This window comes from Pseudarthrobacter sp. fls2-241-R2A-168 (assembly GCF_030209335.1).
GTDB lineage: Bacteria > Actinomycetota > Actinomycetes > Actinomycetales > Micrococcaceae > Arthrobacter.
This window is the reverse complement of sequence record NZ_JARVSG010000013.1, coordinates 107,207-121,028: the sequence shown is the minus strand read 5'-3', so window position 1 is coordinate 121,028 and position 13,822 is coordinate 107,207. Positions and strand designations below refer to the sequence as shown.

Annotated in this window: 14 protein-coding genes; 3 read left to right on the top strand and 11 right to left on the bottom strand. The window is 65.4% G+C overall.

Annotation, left to right across the window (positions count from 1 at the left end):
- Positions 1–79 precede the first annotated feature (79 nt).
- Both QRN11_RS09835 and QRN11_RS09830 read left to right on the top strand, forming a co-directional pair.
- Complete coding sequence (locus QRN11_RS09835) at positions 80–745, top strand: GntR family transcriptional regulator (RefSeq protein ID WP_285250820.1); 666 nt, start codon at positions 80–82, stop codon at positions 743–745.
- Complete coding sequence (locus QRN11_RS09830) at positions 742–1,917, top strand: MFS transporter (protein ID WP_285250819.1); 1,176 nt, start codon at positions 742–744, stop codon at positions 1,915–1,917. The genes QRN11_RS09835 and QRN11_RS09830 overlap by 4 nt, the downstream gene beginning before the upstream one ends.
- 18 nt (positions 1,918–1,935) lie before the next feature.
- Here QRN11_RS09830 and QRN11_RS09825 read toward each other — a convergent pair whose 3' ends face one another.
- On the bottom strand, positions 1,936–2,508 hold the full coding sequence (locus QRN11_RS09825) for an MOSC domain-containing protein (protein ID WP_285250818.1): 573 nt from the start codon (positions 2,506–2,508) through the stop codon (positions 1,936–1,938).
- Between the two features lie 63 nt (positions 2,509–2,571).
- Between QRN11_RS09825 and QRN11_RS09820 the strand changes: the two genes are divergently transcribed.
- Positions 2,572–2,952 (top strand): DUF7793 family protein, encoded by a 381-nt coding sequence (locus QRN11_RS09820; protein ID WP_285250817.1) that lies wholly within the window; start codon positions 2,572–2,574, stop codon positions 2,950–2,952.
- A 30-nt stretch (positions 2,953–2,982) separates the two neighbouring features.
- On the opposite strand, the gene QRN11_RS09815 is transcribed toward QRN11_RS09820, so the two are convergent.
- The 10 genes from QRN11_RS09815 to QRN11_RS09770 all read right to left on the bottom strand — a co-directional run bounded on the left by QRN11_RS09815 (position 2,983) and on the right by QRN11_RS09770 (position 13,706).
- Positions 2,983–5,388 (bottom strand): ATP-binding cassette domain-containing protein, encoded by a 2,406-nt coding sequence (locus tag QRN11_RS09815; RefSeq protein WP_285250816.1) that lies wholly within the window; start codon positions 5,386–5,388, stop codon positions 2,983–2,985.
- A gap of 93 nt (positions 5,389–5,481) precedes the next feature.
- Positions 5,482–5,904, bottom strand: coding sequence for a VOC family protein (locus QRN11_RS09810; protein ID WP_142058484.1), 423 nt, complete (start codon positions 5,902–5,904; stop codon positions 5,482–5,484).
- Entirely contained in the window at positions 5,901–6,350 is a 450-nt protein-coding gene (locus tag QRN11_RS09805) for a helix-turn-helix transcriptional regulator (protein ID WP_285250815.1), read from the bottom strand. The genes QRN11_RS09810 and QRN11_RS09805 overlap by 4 nt, the downstream gene beginning before the upstream one ends.
- A 129-nt stretch (positions 6,351–6,479) precedes the next feature.
- Positions 6,480–7,607 carry a Gfo/Idh/MocA family protein gene (locus QRN11_RS09800; RefSeq protein ID WP_285250814.1) on the bottom strand — a complete coding sequence of 376 codons (1,128 nt, stop codon included), beginning with the start codon at positions 7,605–7,607 and terminating at the stop codon, positions 6,480–6,482.
- The gene (locus QRN11_RS09795) at positions 7,592–8,290 is read right to left on the bottom strand and encodes a ThuA domain-containing protein (protein WP_285250813.1); all 699 of its coding nucleotides are present in this window, start codon (positions 8,288–8,290) and stop codon (positions 7,592–7,594) included. The genes QRN11_RS09800 and QRN11_RS09795 overlap by 16 nt, the downstream gene beginning before the upstream one ends.
- A 52-nt stretch (positions 8,291–8,342) precedes the next feature.
- The gene (locus QRN11_RS09790) at positions 8,343–9,347 is read right to left on the bottom strand and encodes a sugar phosphate isomerase/epimerase family protein (RefSeq protein WP_285250812.1); all 1,005 of its coding nucleotides are present in this window, start codon (positions 9,345–9,347) and stop codon (positions 8,343–8,345) included.
- A 5-nt stretch (positions 9,348–9,352) separates the two neighbouring features.
- Positions 9,353–10,561, bottom strand: a complete 1,209-nt coding sequence (locus tag QRN11_RS09785) for a Gfo/Idh/MocA family protein (protein ID WP_285250811.1) — start codon at positions 10,559–10,561, stop codon at positions 9,353–9,355.
- A 12-nt stretch (positions 10,562–10,573) separates the two neighbouring features.
- Positions 10,574–11,479, bottom strand: a complete 906-nt coding sequence (locus QRN11_RS09780; protein WP_285250810.1) for a carbohydrate ABC transporter permease — start codon at positions 11,477–11,479, stop codon at positions 10,574–10,576.
- Positions 11,479–12,381 (bottom strand): carbohydrate ABC transporter permease, encoded by a 903-nt coding sequence (locus QRN11_RS09775; RefSeq protein WP_142058499.1) that lies wholly within the window; start codon positions 12,379–12,381, stop codon positions 11,479–11,481. Before QRN11_RS09775 ends, QRN11_RS09780 begins: the two co-directional genes overlap by 1 nt.
- Positions 12,382–12,386: 5 nt before the next feature.
- Entirely contained in the window at positions 12,387–13,706 is a 1,320-nt protein-coding gene (locus tag QRN11_RS09770) for an extracellular solute-binding protein (protein WP_091419055.1), read from the bottom strand.
- Positions 13,707–13,822: the final 116 nt, after the last annotated feature.

The following is a 13,822-nucleotide window of genomic DNA, read 5'->3' as shown; positions in this document are numbered from 1 at the left end:
ACACCTTATCGGTCGCGTTCCCCGAGGGAATCATACTTGTATACATCTATACAACTATGATGGGTACCGGAGGTCGAACATGACTGATTTACCTGCCCGGAACACCGGCGCGCATTTTGTTTATGCGGAACTGAAACGGCAGATCCTCAGCCTTGAACTGAAGCCGGGGGAACGGGTTTTCGAGCCTGCAATGGCGGCTTCATTGAAGGTGAGCCGTACGCCGCTGCGTGAGGCCATGAGGAGGCTCATCTCGGAGAACCTCCTGGAGCAGCAGCCCACGGGGGCCGTCCTGGTGCCAAACCTGGACGAGGCAGTCATTTCGGAGTTATACGAGGTCCGGGCGGCCATGGAGTCGTTGATGGCACGGAACGCCTGCATTAAGGCGACGCCTTCTGACATCGAAGCGCTCCGCGGCATCCTGGCACGTAACGCTGCAGTGGTGGAGTTCGCCGATGACGCCATGCGGCAGGGCATGGCATTGCACAGCAGGCTTGCGGAGATTGCCGGAAATTCCTGGGCCCGCCGTTTCCATGGGCAGGTGTCAAGCCAGATGGAGCGGTACCGGCACTTCACCAACAGCACCCAGGAACGGCGTGACCAGGCCCTGGCCCAGCACCGGGCCCTGGTGGATGCCGTGGCTGCGGGCGATCCGGACAACGCTGCGAAGATTGCTTTCGAGCATGTCATGGGCGCGCGGGATGCCGCTGTGCGTGCCATCTCGGGCAGCGGCCCGGGCATCTCATGATCGGCGAACTTGGCCGGCGCACAACAACTTCCCTCCTGGTCCATTCCGCGCTGATCCAGGCCGTGACCTTCCTGGTCCGGCCCGCGGCAACCTACCGTGCGCTTGAGCTGGACGTTCCCGGCTTTGCCCTGGGCCTTCTGGCAGCAAGCTATGCTGTTTTCCCCTTGCTGCTCGCGGTCCCGACGGGCGGCCTGGTGGACCGCCTGGGTGAGCGCCGGCTGATGGCCGTCGGGTCCGCCGTCGTTCTTGCCTGTTCTGCTTTCCTGCTGCTGTGGGGCTCGTCAATCGTCGCCCTGGTCATCGGAACCGCGCTGCTGGGTGCCGGGCAACTCGCCTGCGTTGTAGGGCAGCAAGCCGTGGTGGCCAACAACGCTCCCCCAACCCGGATGGACGCAGCTTTCGGTTACCTGACTTTCGCCGCATCCCTGGGCCAGGCCCTGGGACCCCTGGCGATTTCCCTCGTGGGAGGCGCTTCCATCCGCCCCGACACGCAGGCGATCTTCTTCCTGTCGACGTGCATGAGCCTGGCGCTTTTCGTGACCACGTTTGGCGTGGCAGCACATGTCAGCGGCGCGAAGAGGAAGGCAGCTGCAGGAGACGGCAACACCGGCAACGCACTCTCGCTGCTTCGGACTCCTGGCGTCGCCCGCGCATTGGCCACCAGCGCCACCGTGCTTGCCGTGGTGGACCTGACCATGGTGTACCTCCCGGCACTCGGATCCGAACGCGGGCTTACTGCGGCAACGGTGGGCGCCATGCTCACTGTCCGGGCAGTGTTCTCCATGGTTTCCCGGATCCTGCTGGGCCGGGTGTCCCGGAAGCTGGGCCGCATGAGGCTGCTGGTGTTGAGCCTGGCACTGTCCACCGTCGCCTTGGCCGTGGCGGCGATTCCCATGCCGACGTGGCTGTTGTTTGTTGTGATGGCCGTTCTCGGGCTGGGCCTGGGCATCGGCCAGCCGCTGACCATGTCCTGGCTTTCGGCGCAGGCCCCCGCGGGGCAGCGAGGACGGGCGCTGGCTCTGAGGCTCGCCGGGAACCGGGTGGGCCAGGTGGTGATGCCGAGTGCCATCGGGGTGGTCGCGGCAGGGCTCGGTGCAGGGGGTGTTTTCCTTGCGTCCGCCGCGGTGGTGGGCGGGACGATGCTGCTGCTCCGGGGCGTGGAGTTGGACTAGGACGTGCAGTTGGATTAGCTACGGCAGCCGGCTCGGCCGGAGCACCGAAGGCACGCCGGCTTGTGCAGGATCCAGCGGAACGGGACTGACCAGAACCGCAGGGCCGCGGTGCAGGGTGCCGCTGGAGAGTGCCCGGCAGCGGACGCCGCCCCTGCCCCGCATCGCGGCATGGGCCCCCGGCGCAAGGACCTCGTTCATCCAGGCGCATGGGTGGGCAGGCCGCCCGCCGTGGAACTCCACCACGGAGCCGCCGGATTCCAGCGCGAAATCCTGCCCCAGCAGCGGAGCCAGGTGCGCGCCCCGCAGGATCACGTTCCGGCGCGTCGCCAGCGGATCGAACGGCCCTGCCTCCAGCTCCGCGGCCATGGCTTCGAGGGCCTCGACGGCGAACAGCGTCACCGCAGCATCCATGTGCGCGGCCTTGCCGAAAAACCGGTCACCCACGATGCCCTTGCCGGCCACCACCTCAGCGGTGCCGGCGTCGAGCGTCGGCACGTCCGCAGGGCCGTCCTTGGCCCGCCCGAAGTAGGCATGCCCGGGAGACACCAGCAGGTGCAGGATTTCGACGTCGTACCGGTAGTGTTCGGCCATACCGCCAGCGTAGTTTGATGTAGGCGCAGAGATCGCTGATCGGAACTATTGGGGGAGCAGAAATTGGAACCAATCGCTGTTGACGGCGGCAAGGGCACCGTAAGACTCGGCGCCGACGGAATCATTCACCTTGTCTGGCAACCCGGGATCGTCCTGGAAAGCGATGACGTGCACGCGGCGATGGACAAGGTCAATGACATTTCCGCAGGGTCCGAATACCCGATGCTGGTGGACATGGGGGTTACCAAGGCAGTGACCCGCCAGGCCAAGTCCGCCTTCCAGATCCCCTGTGCAGCGTCGCGGATTGCCTTGCTTGGCTCAAGTCCGGTGGACCGCATCATTGCCAACTTCACCATTGAACGGCAGGCCCTGCCATGCCCCACACGCTTCTTCACGTCCCGTGATGAGGCACTCGCATGGCTTCTCGATCCCGCGATTTCCTGACAGCAACAACCTGCCTTGGGTTCCGCAGGCTCAACCACCCACGTAGGCCGCCAGGTGCTTGCCGGTGAGGGTGGAGGCGTCAGCCACCAGCTCAGCCGGAGTGCCCTCGAAAACGATCCGCCCGCCGTCGTGCCCTGCTCCCGGCCCCAGGTCGATGATCCAGTCAGCGTGCGCCATTACCGCCTGGTGGTGCTCGATGACGATCACGGACTTGCCGGAATCAACCAGCCGGTCCAGCAGGCCCAGCAGGTTCTCCACGTCGGCGAGGTGCAGGCCCGTGGTGGGCTCGTCCAGGACATAAACGTCGCCCTTTTCGGCCATCTGGGTGGCGAGCTTGAGCCGCTGGCGCTCGCCGCCGGACAGTGTGGTGAGCGGCTGGCCGAGGCTGAGGTAGCCCAGGCCGACGTCCGCGAGCCGGTTAAGGACTGTGCGTGCCGCCGGCGTTTTGGCTTCGCCTTCGGCGAAGAAGGCGGCGGCCTCCGTGACGGACATGGCCAGAACGTCGGCGATGTTCTTCCCGCCGAGGGTGTATTCCAGCACTGATGCCTGAAAGCGGCGGCCCTCGCAGTCCTCGCACGGCGACTCCACCGTGGCCATCACACCCAGCTCGGTGAAGATGACGCCGGCGCCGTTGCAGGTGGGGCAGGCGCCCTCGGAGTTGGAGCTGAACAGCGCCGGCTTCACCCCGTTGGCCTTTGCGAAGGCCTTGCGGATGGGCTCCAGCATGCCCGTGTAGGTGGCCGGGTTGCTGCGCCGGGAGCCCTTGATGGCGCCCTGGTCGATGACCACCACGCCCTCGCGCTTGGCCACCGAACCGTGGATCAGCGAACTCTTGCCCGAGCCGGCTACGCCCGTCACCACCGTCAACACGCCCAGGGGAATGTCGACGTCGACCGCCTGCAGGTTGTGCGTTGACGCCCCGCGCACCTCGAGCGCTCCGGATGCTTTCCGGACCGTTTCCTTGAGGGACGCCCGGTCCCCGAGGTGGCGCCCCGTGATGGTGTCGCTGGACCGCAGGCCCTCCACTGTGCCCTCGTAACAGACGGTGCCGCCCGTGGTGCCGGCACCGGGCCCGAGGTCAACAATGTGGTCCGCGATCGCAATGGTTTCCGGCTTGTGCTCCACTACCAGCACGGTGTTGCCCTTGTCCCGCAACTGGAGCAGCAGCTGGTTCATGCGCTCGATGTCGTGCGGGTGCAGCCCAATGGTGGGTTCGTCAAAGACATATGTGACGTCGGTGAGGGAGGAACCGAGGTGCCGGATCATCTTGGTGCGCTGGGCCTCGCCGCCGGAGAGCGTCCCGGCCGGGCGGTCCAGGCTGAGGTAGCCCAGTCCGATGTCGGAGAACGAGTCAAGCAGGTGCTGCAGGCCCTTGAGCAGGGGAGCCACGGAGGGGTCCTTGAGGCTGCGGATCCACTCGGCGAGATCGCTGATCTGCATCTGGCAGAGCTCGGCGATGTTCTTCCCGTTGATCCTGGAGGACAGCGCCTGCTGCGTCAGCCGGGTCCCCTCACACTCGGGGCACGTCTGGAACGTCACGGCGCGCTCCACGAACCGGCGCACGTGCGGCTGCATCGCCTCGGGGTCCTTGGACAGCATGGACTTCTGGATCTTCGGGATGATGCCCTCGAAGGTCAGGTTGACGCCCTCCACCTTGATCTTGGTGGGCTCCGCGTACAGCATGGTCTCCAGCTGTTTCTTGGTGAACTTCGCAATGGGCTTGTCCATCGGCAGGCCCATACCCTCGAACAGGCGCCCGTACCAGCCGTCCATCGAGTACCCCGGAACAAGCAGCGCTCCCTCGCCCAGGGACTTTTCGTCGTCGTACAGCGCCGTGCGGTCAATATCGCTGACGGCGCCCATGCCCTCGCAGCGCGGGCACATGCCGCCCAGGTAGACGGCCTGCTGGACCACGGCCTTCTCCACCCGGCCTTCACTTTTCTCCGTGGACATCACGCCGCTGGCCTTGCGGGTGGGCACGTTGAAGGAAAACGCTGTCGGCGGGCCGCCGTATGGTGAGCCGAGCCTGCTGAAGAGGATACGCAGCATGGCATTCGCGTCGGTGGCGGTGCCCACGGTGGAGCGCGGGTTGGCGCCCATCCGCTCCTGGTCCACGATGATGGCCGTGGTGAGCCCTTCCAGGAAGTCCACCTCGGGCCGGGCCAACGAGGGCATAAAGCCCTGTACGAACGCACTGTAGGTTTCATTGATCATGCGCTGCGACTCGGCGGCGATGGTGGCGAACACCAGGGAGCTCTTGCCCGAACCGGACACACCCGTGAACACTGTCAGCCGGCGCTTGGGCAGCTCAACGCTGACGTCCTTGAGGTTGTTTTCCCGTGCCCCCTGCACCCGGATCAGGTCGTGGGTGTCGGCAACGTGCAGCCCGTTGGTCTGGGGATCGGTGTTCGTGGCGGTACTGGTGTCCGTGCTCATCGGGTCTCCATCTGTCGGGCTGCAATATGTCCTGCGAGGGGTAGGCCGCGCCCGCAGCCTCCCCCTCGTGCCGCTGGTTCCTATCCTCGCAGCTCAGGGCTGCTGGTTGATGCGGACGGTGTTGCCGGCCGGGTCGCGGAAGGCGCAGTCGCGGATTCCGTAGGGCTGGTCAACGGGTTCCTGGACCACGTCGGCTCCGGTGGCCTCCACCGAGGCGAACGCGGCGTCCACGTCCGGGGCGGACAGGATCACGGTGGCGTAGGTGCCCTTGGCCATCATTTCGGCGATGGTGCGGCGTTCGTCGTCGGTGATGCCGGGATCCACGGCCGGCGGGTGCAGGACGATGGAAACATCCGGCTGCCCTGCAGGGCCCACCGTGATCCAGCGCATGGTGCCGCGGCCAACATCGTTACGGACCTCGAAGCCCAGGGCGTCGCGGTAGAACGCCAGGGAGGCGTCGGGATCGGTGTGCGGAAGGAAGGTTGAGGAAATGCTGATCTTGTTCATGGCAGTCATGCTAGTTGCGGCTCCTGCACGGGCGCTTCTCGATTCCTGACCGGTCTGGTGACCTGTTTCGCCACGCACGCGGGAATGCCCGCCGTCGACATTTCTGCCTCCTGTTTGTAGACGCTGGGCGGCATACCCACAAGCTCCGTGAAGCGGGTGCTGAAGGTTCCCAGCGAGGAACAGCCGACGGCGAAACACACGTCCGTGACGGAAAGGTCACCGCGGCGGAGCAGCGCCATGGCCCGCTCGATGCGCCGGGTCATGAGGTAGCTGTAGGGCGATTCCTGGTACGCAGCCTTGAAGCGGCGGCTCAGGTGCCCGGCGGACATGTGGACGCCGCGGGCCAGGGACTCGACGTCCAGCGGCTGCGCATATTCCCGGTCGATCCGGTCCTTGACGCGGCGAAGATCCGTAAGCTCACGGAGGCGGGCGTCGGAGAGGGGGCTGGAGGTCACACTTCAGATCGTGCTACGGCCCGGCGGAGTTGTCCAGAGTCCCGGAACCTGCGGACCTGACACAGCACAATGCCGGGCAGGGACCGCTTTCACGGACCCTGCCCGGCTGGGCGCAAGCCGGCGCTTTGGCTAGGAAGCAGCCTCCTGCGCCTGGAGTTCGCGCACGTCCCCCGTAAGGACGGTCAATTCGACGCCGGCAGGCCGCTCTACTGTGCTGCTGATGCGCACTGAGGAACCGGTGTGGGCCGACTCCAGCACTGACTCCATCACCTCAAGGACATGGAAGGCCAGGGTGCCGCCCGCGCGGGGCTCGGCACCTTCCGGGGTGGCGGCGAGGTCGGCGATGCCGAAGCCGCGCCCTGAGTCAACGTAGCCGGCGGACACGGGGAGGGTCTCCCACGCATCGGCGCCCAGGGAGAACAGCTGGACGTCGCCGTCGAAATGGTTGGGGTCCGGCACCACCAGGGAGCCGTGTTCGCCGTGGATCTCAATGTTCGGGGACTTGGACTTCACGGCGTCGAAGCTCATGAACAGGGTGGAGAGCGCGCCGGAAGCGTGCGTCAGGACGCCGGTGACGTGGGAGTCGATCGCAACGGGGACCTTTTCGCCCTGCCGGGGACCGGAGCCGATGGTCCGTTCGCTGCGCGTGTGGCTCGCCGCGCCCGTCACCGAGACCACCGGGCCCAGCAGGGTCACCAGGGCCGTGACGTAGTAGGGGCCCATGTCCAGGAGCGGCCCGCCGCCGGGCTGGTAGTAGAAGTCCGGGTTCGGGTGCCAGCGCTCGTGGCCGGGGGTCACCATAGTGGCGGAGGCGGAGATGGGTGCGCCGATCAGGCCGTCATCGATCGCCTTGCGGGCGGTCTGGATGCCGGTGCCCAGTACCGTGTCAGGCGCGCAGCCGACGACGACGCCGGCCTCCCGCGCTGCCTCCAGCACCGTGCGTGCCTCCGCGGCGGTGGCGGCGAGGGGCTTCTCGCCGTACACGCTCTTGCCCGCTGCGATGGCCTTCAGCGCCACCTCGGCGTGCGCTGCGGGGATGGTGAGGTTCAGGACCAGTTCGACGTCGTCCGCGGCGAGGAGTTCGTCCACGGAAACGGCGCGGACGCCGTCGTACTGCTCAGCCACAGCCTGGGCGCGAGCGGGATCCAGGTCCGCCACCGCTACAAGTTCGAGGTCCTGGAGCTTGCGGAAGTTGGTGAGGTACTGCGCGATGATGGCGCCGCAGCCAATGATTCCTACTTTCAACGGCTTGCCCACAGCAGGCCCCTTTCGATGATGGTGCGGACGTTGGTGTCCTGGAGGATTTCGACCCGGTGGCCGGGGGTGGCGACGAAGATGCGGCCCTTGCCCCATTGGCGGGTCCAGATGGCGGGGGAGGTGACTTCGCGGTTCCAGGGGTCCCATTCCCGGACCTTTTGGGCGGTGGTGGCGAGGACGTCGATGTAGTCGTCGGAGAGGACCCAGTACTGTTCGGTGACCAGGTCGAAGTCCTTGATGCCCCGGGTGATGGGATGCTCCGCGGCTGCGGGCAGCATGTTCACGGTGTAGGGCACGTAGTTGTCCGACTGCTCGCCGATGCACTCGTCCGGGTGCTTGCCCGGGTGGCAGGCGAACTGGCCGCCGATCAGGTGCAGGTAGTCGGAGTTGTTCCGGTAGGAATCGGCGATCCCGCCGTGCCAACCGGCCAGGCCGGTGCCGTTTTCCACCGCCGTCCGCAGCCCGGCGAACTCGTCCTTTTCGATGGTGGTCATGGTCATGCACTGCATGATCAGGTCCACGCCGGCCATGTATTCGGCATCCGCGTAAACCTTCGGGGATTCCTCCACGCGGACGTCGTAGCCGTTGTCCTTGAGATAGGGGATGAACAGCTCGGTGGCCTCGTACGGCTGGTGGCCGTCCCAGCCGCCGCGGACCACCAGGGCATTTTTGGGTTCTGTCATTGGGTTTCCTTTGGTTGGCTGCCGGCTTTTGTTTTTGCCGGCACAGGTCGGGTCAGCGGCTGGAGAAGGCGGCGTCGAAGGCTGCTGCGGGCGGGGCGATCCGGCCCAGTTCCTGCACCATGGCCAGCGCCTGCGGTGCGCCGACGAGGCGGTCCATGCCGGCGTCCTCCCACTCGATGCTGGTGGGGCCGTCATAGCCGATCGCGTTCAGGGTCCGGAAGATGCGGTTCCACTGCACGTCGCCGTGGCCTGCCGTGACGAAGTCCCAGCCGCGGCGGGGATCCGCCCACGCGAGGTGTGAGCCCAGCCGTCCGTTGCGGCCATCGAGCTGGCGGACGGACTCCTTCACGTGGACGTGGAGGATGTGTTCGGCGAAGTCCTGCAGGAACATCACGGGGTCCAGGTCCTGCCAGATGAAGTGGGAGGGGTCGAAGTTCAGCCCGAAGCTGCTGCGGTGCCCGATGGCTTCCAGGGTGCGTTTGGTGGTCCAGTAGTCGTAGGCGATCTCGGAGGGGTGGACCTCCAGCGCGAACCGGACACCCTCTTCCTCGAAGACGTCAAGGATGGGGTTCCAGCGGTCCGCAAAGTCCCGGTAGCCGGCGTCGATCATTGACTCCGGGGCGGGCGGGAACATCGCGACGGCCTTCCAGATGGAGGACCCGGTGAACCCGGTGACGGTTTTCACGCCGAGCCGGGCCGCGGCCCGTGCGGTGTCCTTCATCGACTCGGCGGCCCGGGCGCGGACTCCCTCCGGATCGCCGTTGCCCCAGATTTCGGCGGACAGGATGCCCTGGTGGCGTTCGTCGATGGGGTCGTCGCAGACGGCCTGGCCGGTGAGGTGGTTGGCGATGGCGAAGACCTGGAGGTTGTTCTTTTCCAGGATGTCCAGCCGGCCCTGGAGGTAGTTGTCGTCCTCCGCCGCCCGTCGCGGGTCCAGGTGGTCTCCCCAGCAGGCGATCTCCAGCCCGTCAAAGCCCCACTCGCCGGCGAGCCGGGCCACCTCCTCAAACGGCAGGTCGGCCCACTGGCCGGTGAAAAGAGTGATTGGTCGTGTCATCGTTTCTAGACTTTCTGCCACTGGCTGGAGTTGGCGGCGCTGGACTCCACGGCTGCCAGGACGCGCTGGACCTGCAGGGCATCGGCGAACGATGGTTCCGGCTGGCGGCCTTCGCCAATGGCCGTGACCAGGTCCACCACCTGGTGGGTGAAGCCGTGTTCATACCCCAGCCCGTGACCGGTCGGCCACCAGTTGCCGACGTAGGGGTGCTCGGGCTCGGTGACGTAGATCTTGCGGAAGCCGGCGTCGGGGGATTCGGCTGCGTCGTAGAAGGACAGGACGTTCATGTCCTCGAAGTCGAAGGCCAGTGACCCCTTGCTGCCGTTGACCTCCAGGCGCATGGCGTTCTTCCGGCCCAGCGCGTAGCGGGTGGCTTCGAAGACGCCAATGGCTCCCGCGGAAGCAGCACCGCCGTCGAACTTTGTGTCTTCAAAGCGGGCACTGAAGATGGCCGCATCGTCCACCGTGACGCTGCCGCGGGGAGTGTCGTTGCTGAGGTCGCCGTGCCCGCCCAGGCCCACGAGGTCCCCGGCGAGCGGCCGCTCCGGCACGAACGTTTCGAGCAGTGCCGAGACGCCGGTGATGTTCAGCCCGGTGACCCATTGAGCGGCGTCGATGCTGTGCGCTCCGATATCGCCCAGGGAGCCGGACCCGGACTTGCTCTTGTCCAGCCGCCACGTCATGGGGGCATTTTCGTCCGAGAGCCAGTCCTGCAGATATTGCGCGCGGACGTGCCGGATCTCGCCCAGCCTCCCCTGTTCCACGAACCGCTTGGCCAGCGCCAGGGCGGGGGTGCGCCGGTAGCTGAAGCCGCACATCGAGGCCACGCCCTGCTTGGCGGCGGATTCCGCCGCCAGGGTCATCCTCTCTGCCTCCTCCACGGAATTGGCCAGCGGCTTCTCGCACAGCACATGCTTGCCGGCCTCCAGGGCGGCGATCGCAATCTCGGCATGGGTATCGCCCGGCGTGCAGATATCGATCAGGTCGATGTCGTCCCGCTCGATCAGGCGCCGCCAGTCTGTCTCAACCGACTCCCAGCCGAGCTTGTCCGCGGCGGCCCGGACGCCGTCGGCATTCCTTCCGGCCACCGCGGCCAGCTGGGGCTGCAGCGGCAGATCAAAGAACCGCGGTGCGGTGCGCCAGGCGTGGGAGTGGGCGGCACCCATAAAGGCATAGCCCACCATGCCGACGCGCAGGGGCTTTTCGGTGGTCATGAAAGTTCCTTTCTACTTGCTGAAGCCGGCGGTGAGGCCGGCGAGCAGCTGGCGGCGCGCGACGACGTAAATCACCAGGAGGGGGAGCGTGGCCAGGACCACGGAGGCCAGGATCGCGGGGATATTGACGCTGAACTCTCCCTGGAAAGTCCAGAGCGACAACGGCAGGACCCTGGTGGCGGGGCTTTGGGTCAGGATCAACGGGAAGAGGAAGCCGTTCCAGACATGCAGGGCGTTATAGATACCCACAGTGATGACCGCCGGTTTGGTCATGGGGAGGGCGAGCCGCCACATCATGGCCCAGTCCGAGCAGCCATCCAGCCGCATCGATTCAAACAACTCGTTCGGGACATCGCGCATGAAGTTGGACAGGATGAGCACGCTGACCGGGATGGCAAACGCCACGGATGGCAGGATCAGGGCGAGCAGGGTGTCATACAGGTGCGCCCGGGTGATCATCCAGTAGATGGGGATGATGGTGGCGTGGAGCGGGATGGCCAGGCCCAGGAGGAACAGGTTGTTCGTCATGGACAGGAACCGGCCCCTGCCGCGGACGATTGCGTAGGCGGCCATAAAGGACACCAGCAGGGCCGGAAGCACCGTGCCAAGCGTGACGATCAGACTGTTGGTGAAGTAGCGGACAAAATTGTTCTCCAGTACCAGCTTGTAGTTGTCCAGCGTCGGCTCCGTTGACGGAAGCATCGGGTTGGACGTAAAAAAGCCTGCCTGGTTCTTGAAGCTGGTAATCACCACGTAATAGATCGGGACGATGATGATCGCGAGCCAGAGCCAACCTCCCAGGCCGCCCAAAAGGTTCGGACGCAGCCGTCCCGGCCCCTTGGTGCGGGTAACAGGTGCTGCTGCGACGCGGCTGGCGGCCGGGGAAGGCGGAACCGGGAGTTGTGTTGTGGACGCCATCAGGCACCTTCCAATTGGCTTGCATTACGGTTTTTGCCGCCCAGGCGCTGCAGCAACAAAGCCAGTCCGAGGCCGATGACAACGAGCATCACGCCCAGGGCGCTCGCCGCTCCCATGTCGTTGGCTTTGAACCCCGTCAGGTACATGTGCAGCGGGAGCAGCCGGGTGCTGTAGCCGGGTCCTCCGCCGGTGAGCACGAAAATGAGGTCGAAGTACGCCAGGCTTCCCACCACCATCAGGGTGGACGAGGTGATGATCGTGTACTTCAGCTGGGGCAGCGTGATGCTCCAGAACTGCCGGAACCGTCCGGCGCCGTCAATCTCTGCTGCCTCATAGAGCGACGCCGGGATCTGCCGCACGCCTCCCTGGTAAATCAGCGTGTGAAAGGGAACAAACTGCCACGCGATGACGAAGACCACCACGAACAGCACCAGGTCCGAATTCCCGAGCCAGTCCTGGGCCAGGGCGGGAAGCCCGAACCCCGGGCCCAGGCCGAAGTTCGGATCCAGCAGGGCTTTGAAGGCGATGGCAACTGCGGCGGAGGAGAGCAGCAGGGGCAGGAAGTAGAGCACGGCCAGGGCGGCACGGTATTTCTGGGCGCCCGCCGTGAAGACGCCCAGGAGCAGGCTGACCGGTGCCTGGACGATGAACGAGAAGAACATGATCTTGGCCGTCACTACCAGGGCGTTGCCTGTCACGGGATCGGTCAGGACGGTGGTCCAGCTGGACAGTCCGTCCAGTTTGATTTCGCCCAGGCCGTTCCAGCTGGTGAAGCTCAGGAAGACCACCCCGATGAGCGGGACCACCGCAAATACGAGGAAGAAGATCAGCGCCGGAGCGGCCAGCCACCCCGAGGGGCCCGCGTCGCGGACCCCTCGGCCAGCAGTAACTGGAGATGCCACGGTCCCTACTTCCCCACCGTGGCGTTCATCGTGGTGATGAACTGTTCCGGGGTGATCTTCTTCAGGAAGATCTGGTCCAGGTTGGAGAGCATCGCATCACCCTGCGCCGGGCTCAGCGCCTGGTCCCAGGAGAGCGTAAAGCTGGGGGCGTTCTTGGCCAGCCCGTAGACGAACGTCAGGAAATCCTTGTCCGGCGAGGCTTCGAGTTTGCTTTCGATGCCTTGGACCACGGGCACGGCTCCGGAGTTGATCAGGGCATCGGTGTTGGCATCGGTGAACATCCCGTCCTTGACGTAGTCCAGGGCGGCCTTCTTCTGGGCGTCCGTTGCTTTGGCGGAGATGGACCAGAAGTTGGACGGGTTGCCCACCACGTTGGCGGGGTCGCCCTTGCCCCCGGGCACCGTGGGGAACGTGGTGTAGCCAAGCTTGCCGCTCTTGACGAAGTCCGCAGCATCCTTCTTCATGCCCTGGTAGATCCAGCCGCCCTGCAGGATCATGGCTGACTTGCCCGTGTACATGAGAGCCTGGTCAGCGTTGCTGTCCGCGGCAATGGACGAGAAGCCGTTGATGAATCCGCCGGCGTCAACCAGCTCCTGGATCTTTGTGAGTGCCTCTTTTACTGCCGGGTCTGACCACGCGCCGGGCTTATTGGCCGCGATGTTGGCGAAGACTTCCGGTCCGCCGATGCGCTCGACGAGGTACTCAAGCCACATCAGGTCCGGCCACTTTGACTGCCCGCCGAGCGAGAACGGGGCGATGCCGGCGTCCTTGAATTTCGGCACGAGGGCCATCAGTTCGTCCCAGGTCTTGGGGGGCTGCGCGCCCGCCTTGTCGAAGGCTTCCTTGTTGTAATAGAGGACCACGGGCTGCACGTTGTTGTTCGGCAGGGCGTAGGTTTTGCCGTCCACCTCGCCGTTCTTCAGTACAGAGGGAAGATAGCGGTCCTTGACCTCCGGGTTGTCCTTCAGGAAACCGGACAGGTCATCCACCTGACCGGCGTCCACGTACGACTTCAGTACGCCGCCGCCCCAGCCGTAGATGAAGGTGGGGCCTTCGCCGGCACCGACGGCGGTGCGGACCTTGGTTTTGTAAGCATCGTTGGCGAAGAAGTCGAGCTTGATCGACTTGTCCGGATTTGCCTGGTTCCAGTCGTCCACGGACTTCTGCAGGACCGGCTGGTTGCCGCCGGTAAGACCCCACATGGTGGCCGCGTCACTGCTCACGTTTGAACCGGCAGGACCTGCAGAACCGCAGGCGGCCAGGCTGATTGCCACTCCCGCAGCGGAAATTGCCATGGCTGCCGAGCGCAACTTTCGAATGTTCATTTCGCTTCCGTTCATCCTCCGGGCTCAACGCTGGGTCCCGGTAACGTGTAACGCGGGCATGCACCTCGGCTTCGAAGCGGATGCCTGCATCAATTCGGTTCTGGGCCGCACTGGCA

What these genes read in the sequence shown, in the direction of transcription:
- QRN11_RS09815 (WP_285250816.1), bottom strand. Translation starts at nt 5,388, where the DNA reads ATGAGCACGGACACCAGTACCGCCACGAACACCGATCCCCAGACCAAC.
- QRN11_RS09785 (WP_285250811.1), bottom strand. Translation starts at nt 10,561, where the DNA reads ATGACCACCGAAAAGCCCCTGCGCGTCGGCATGGTGGGCTATGCCTTT.
- QRN11_RS09780 (WP_285250810.1), bottom strand. Translation starts at nt 11,479, where the DNA reads ATGGCGTCCACAACACAACTCCCGGTTCCGCCTTCCCCGGCCGCCAGC.
- QRN11_RS09790 (WP_285250812.1), bottom strand. Translation starts at nt 9,347, where the DNA reads ATGACACGACCAATCACTCTTTTCACCGGCCAGTGGGCCGACCTGCCG.
- QRN11_RS09810 (WP_142058484.1), bottom strand. Translation starts at nt 5,904, where the DNA reads ATGACTGCCATGAACAAGATCAGCATTTCCTCAACCTTCCTTCCGCAC.
- QRN11_RS09835 (WP_285250820.1), top strand. Translation starts at nt 80, where the DNA reads ATGACTGATTTACCTGCCCGGAACACCGGCGCGCATTTTGTTTATGCG.
- QRN11_RS09825 (WP_285250818.1), bottom strand. Translation starts at nt 2,508, where the DNA reads ATGGCCGAACACTACCGGTACGACGTCGAAATCCTGCACCTGCTGGTG.
- QRN11_RS09830 (WP_285250819.1), top strand. Translation starts at nt 742, where the DNA reads ATGATCGGCGAACTTGGCCGGCGCACAACAACTTCCCTCCTGGTCCAT.
- QRN11_RS09795 (WP_285250813.1), bottom strand. Translation starts at nt 8,290, where the DNA reads ATGACAGAACCCAAAAATGCCCTGGTGGTCCGCGGCGGCTGGGACGGC.
- QRN11_RS09770 (WP_091419055.1), bottom strand. Translation starts at nt 13,706, where the DNA reads ATGAACATTCGAAAGTTGCGCTCGGCAGCCATGGCAATTTCCGCTGCG.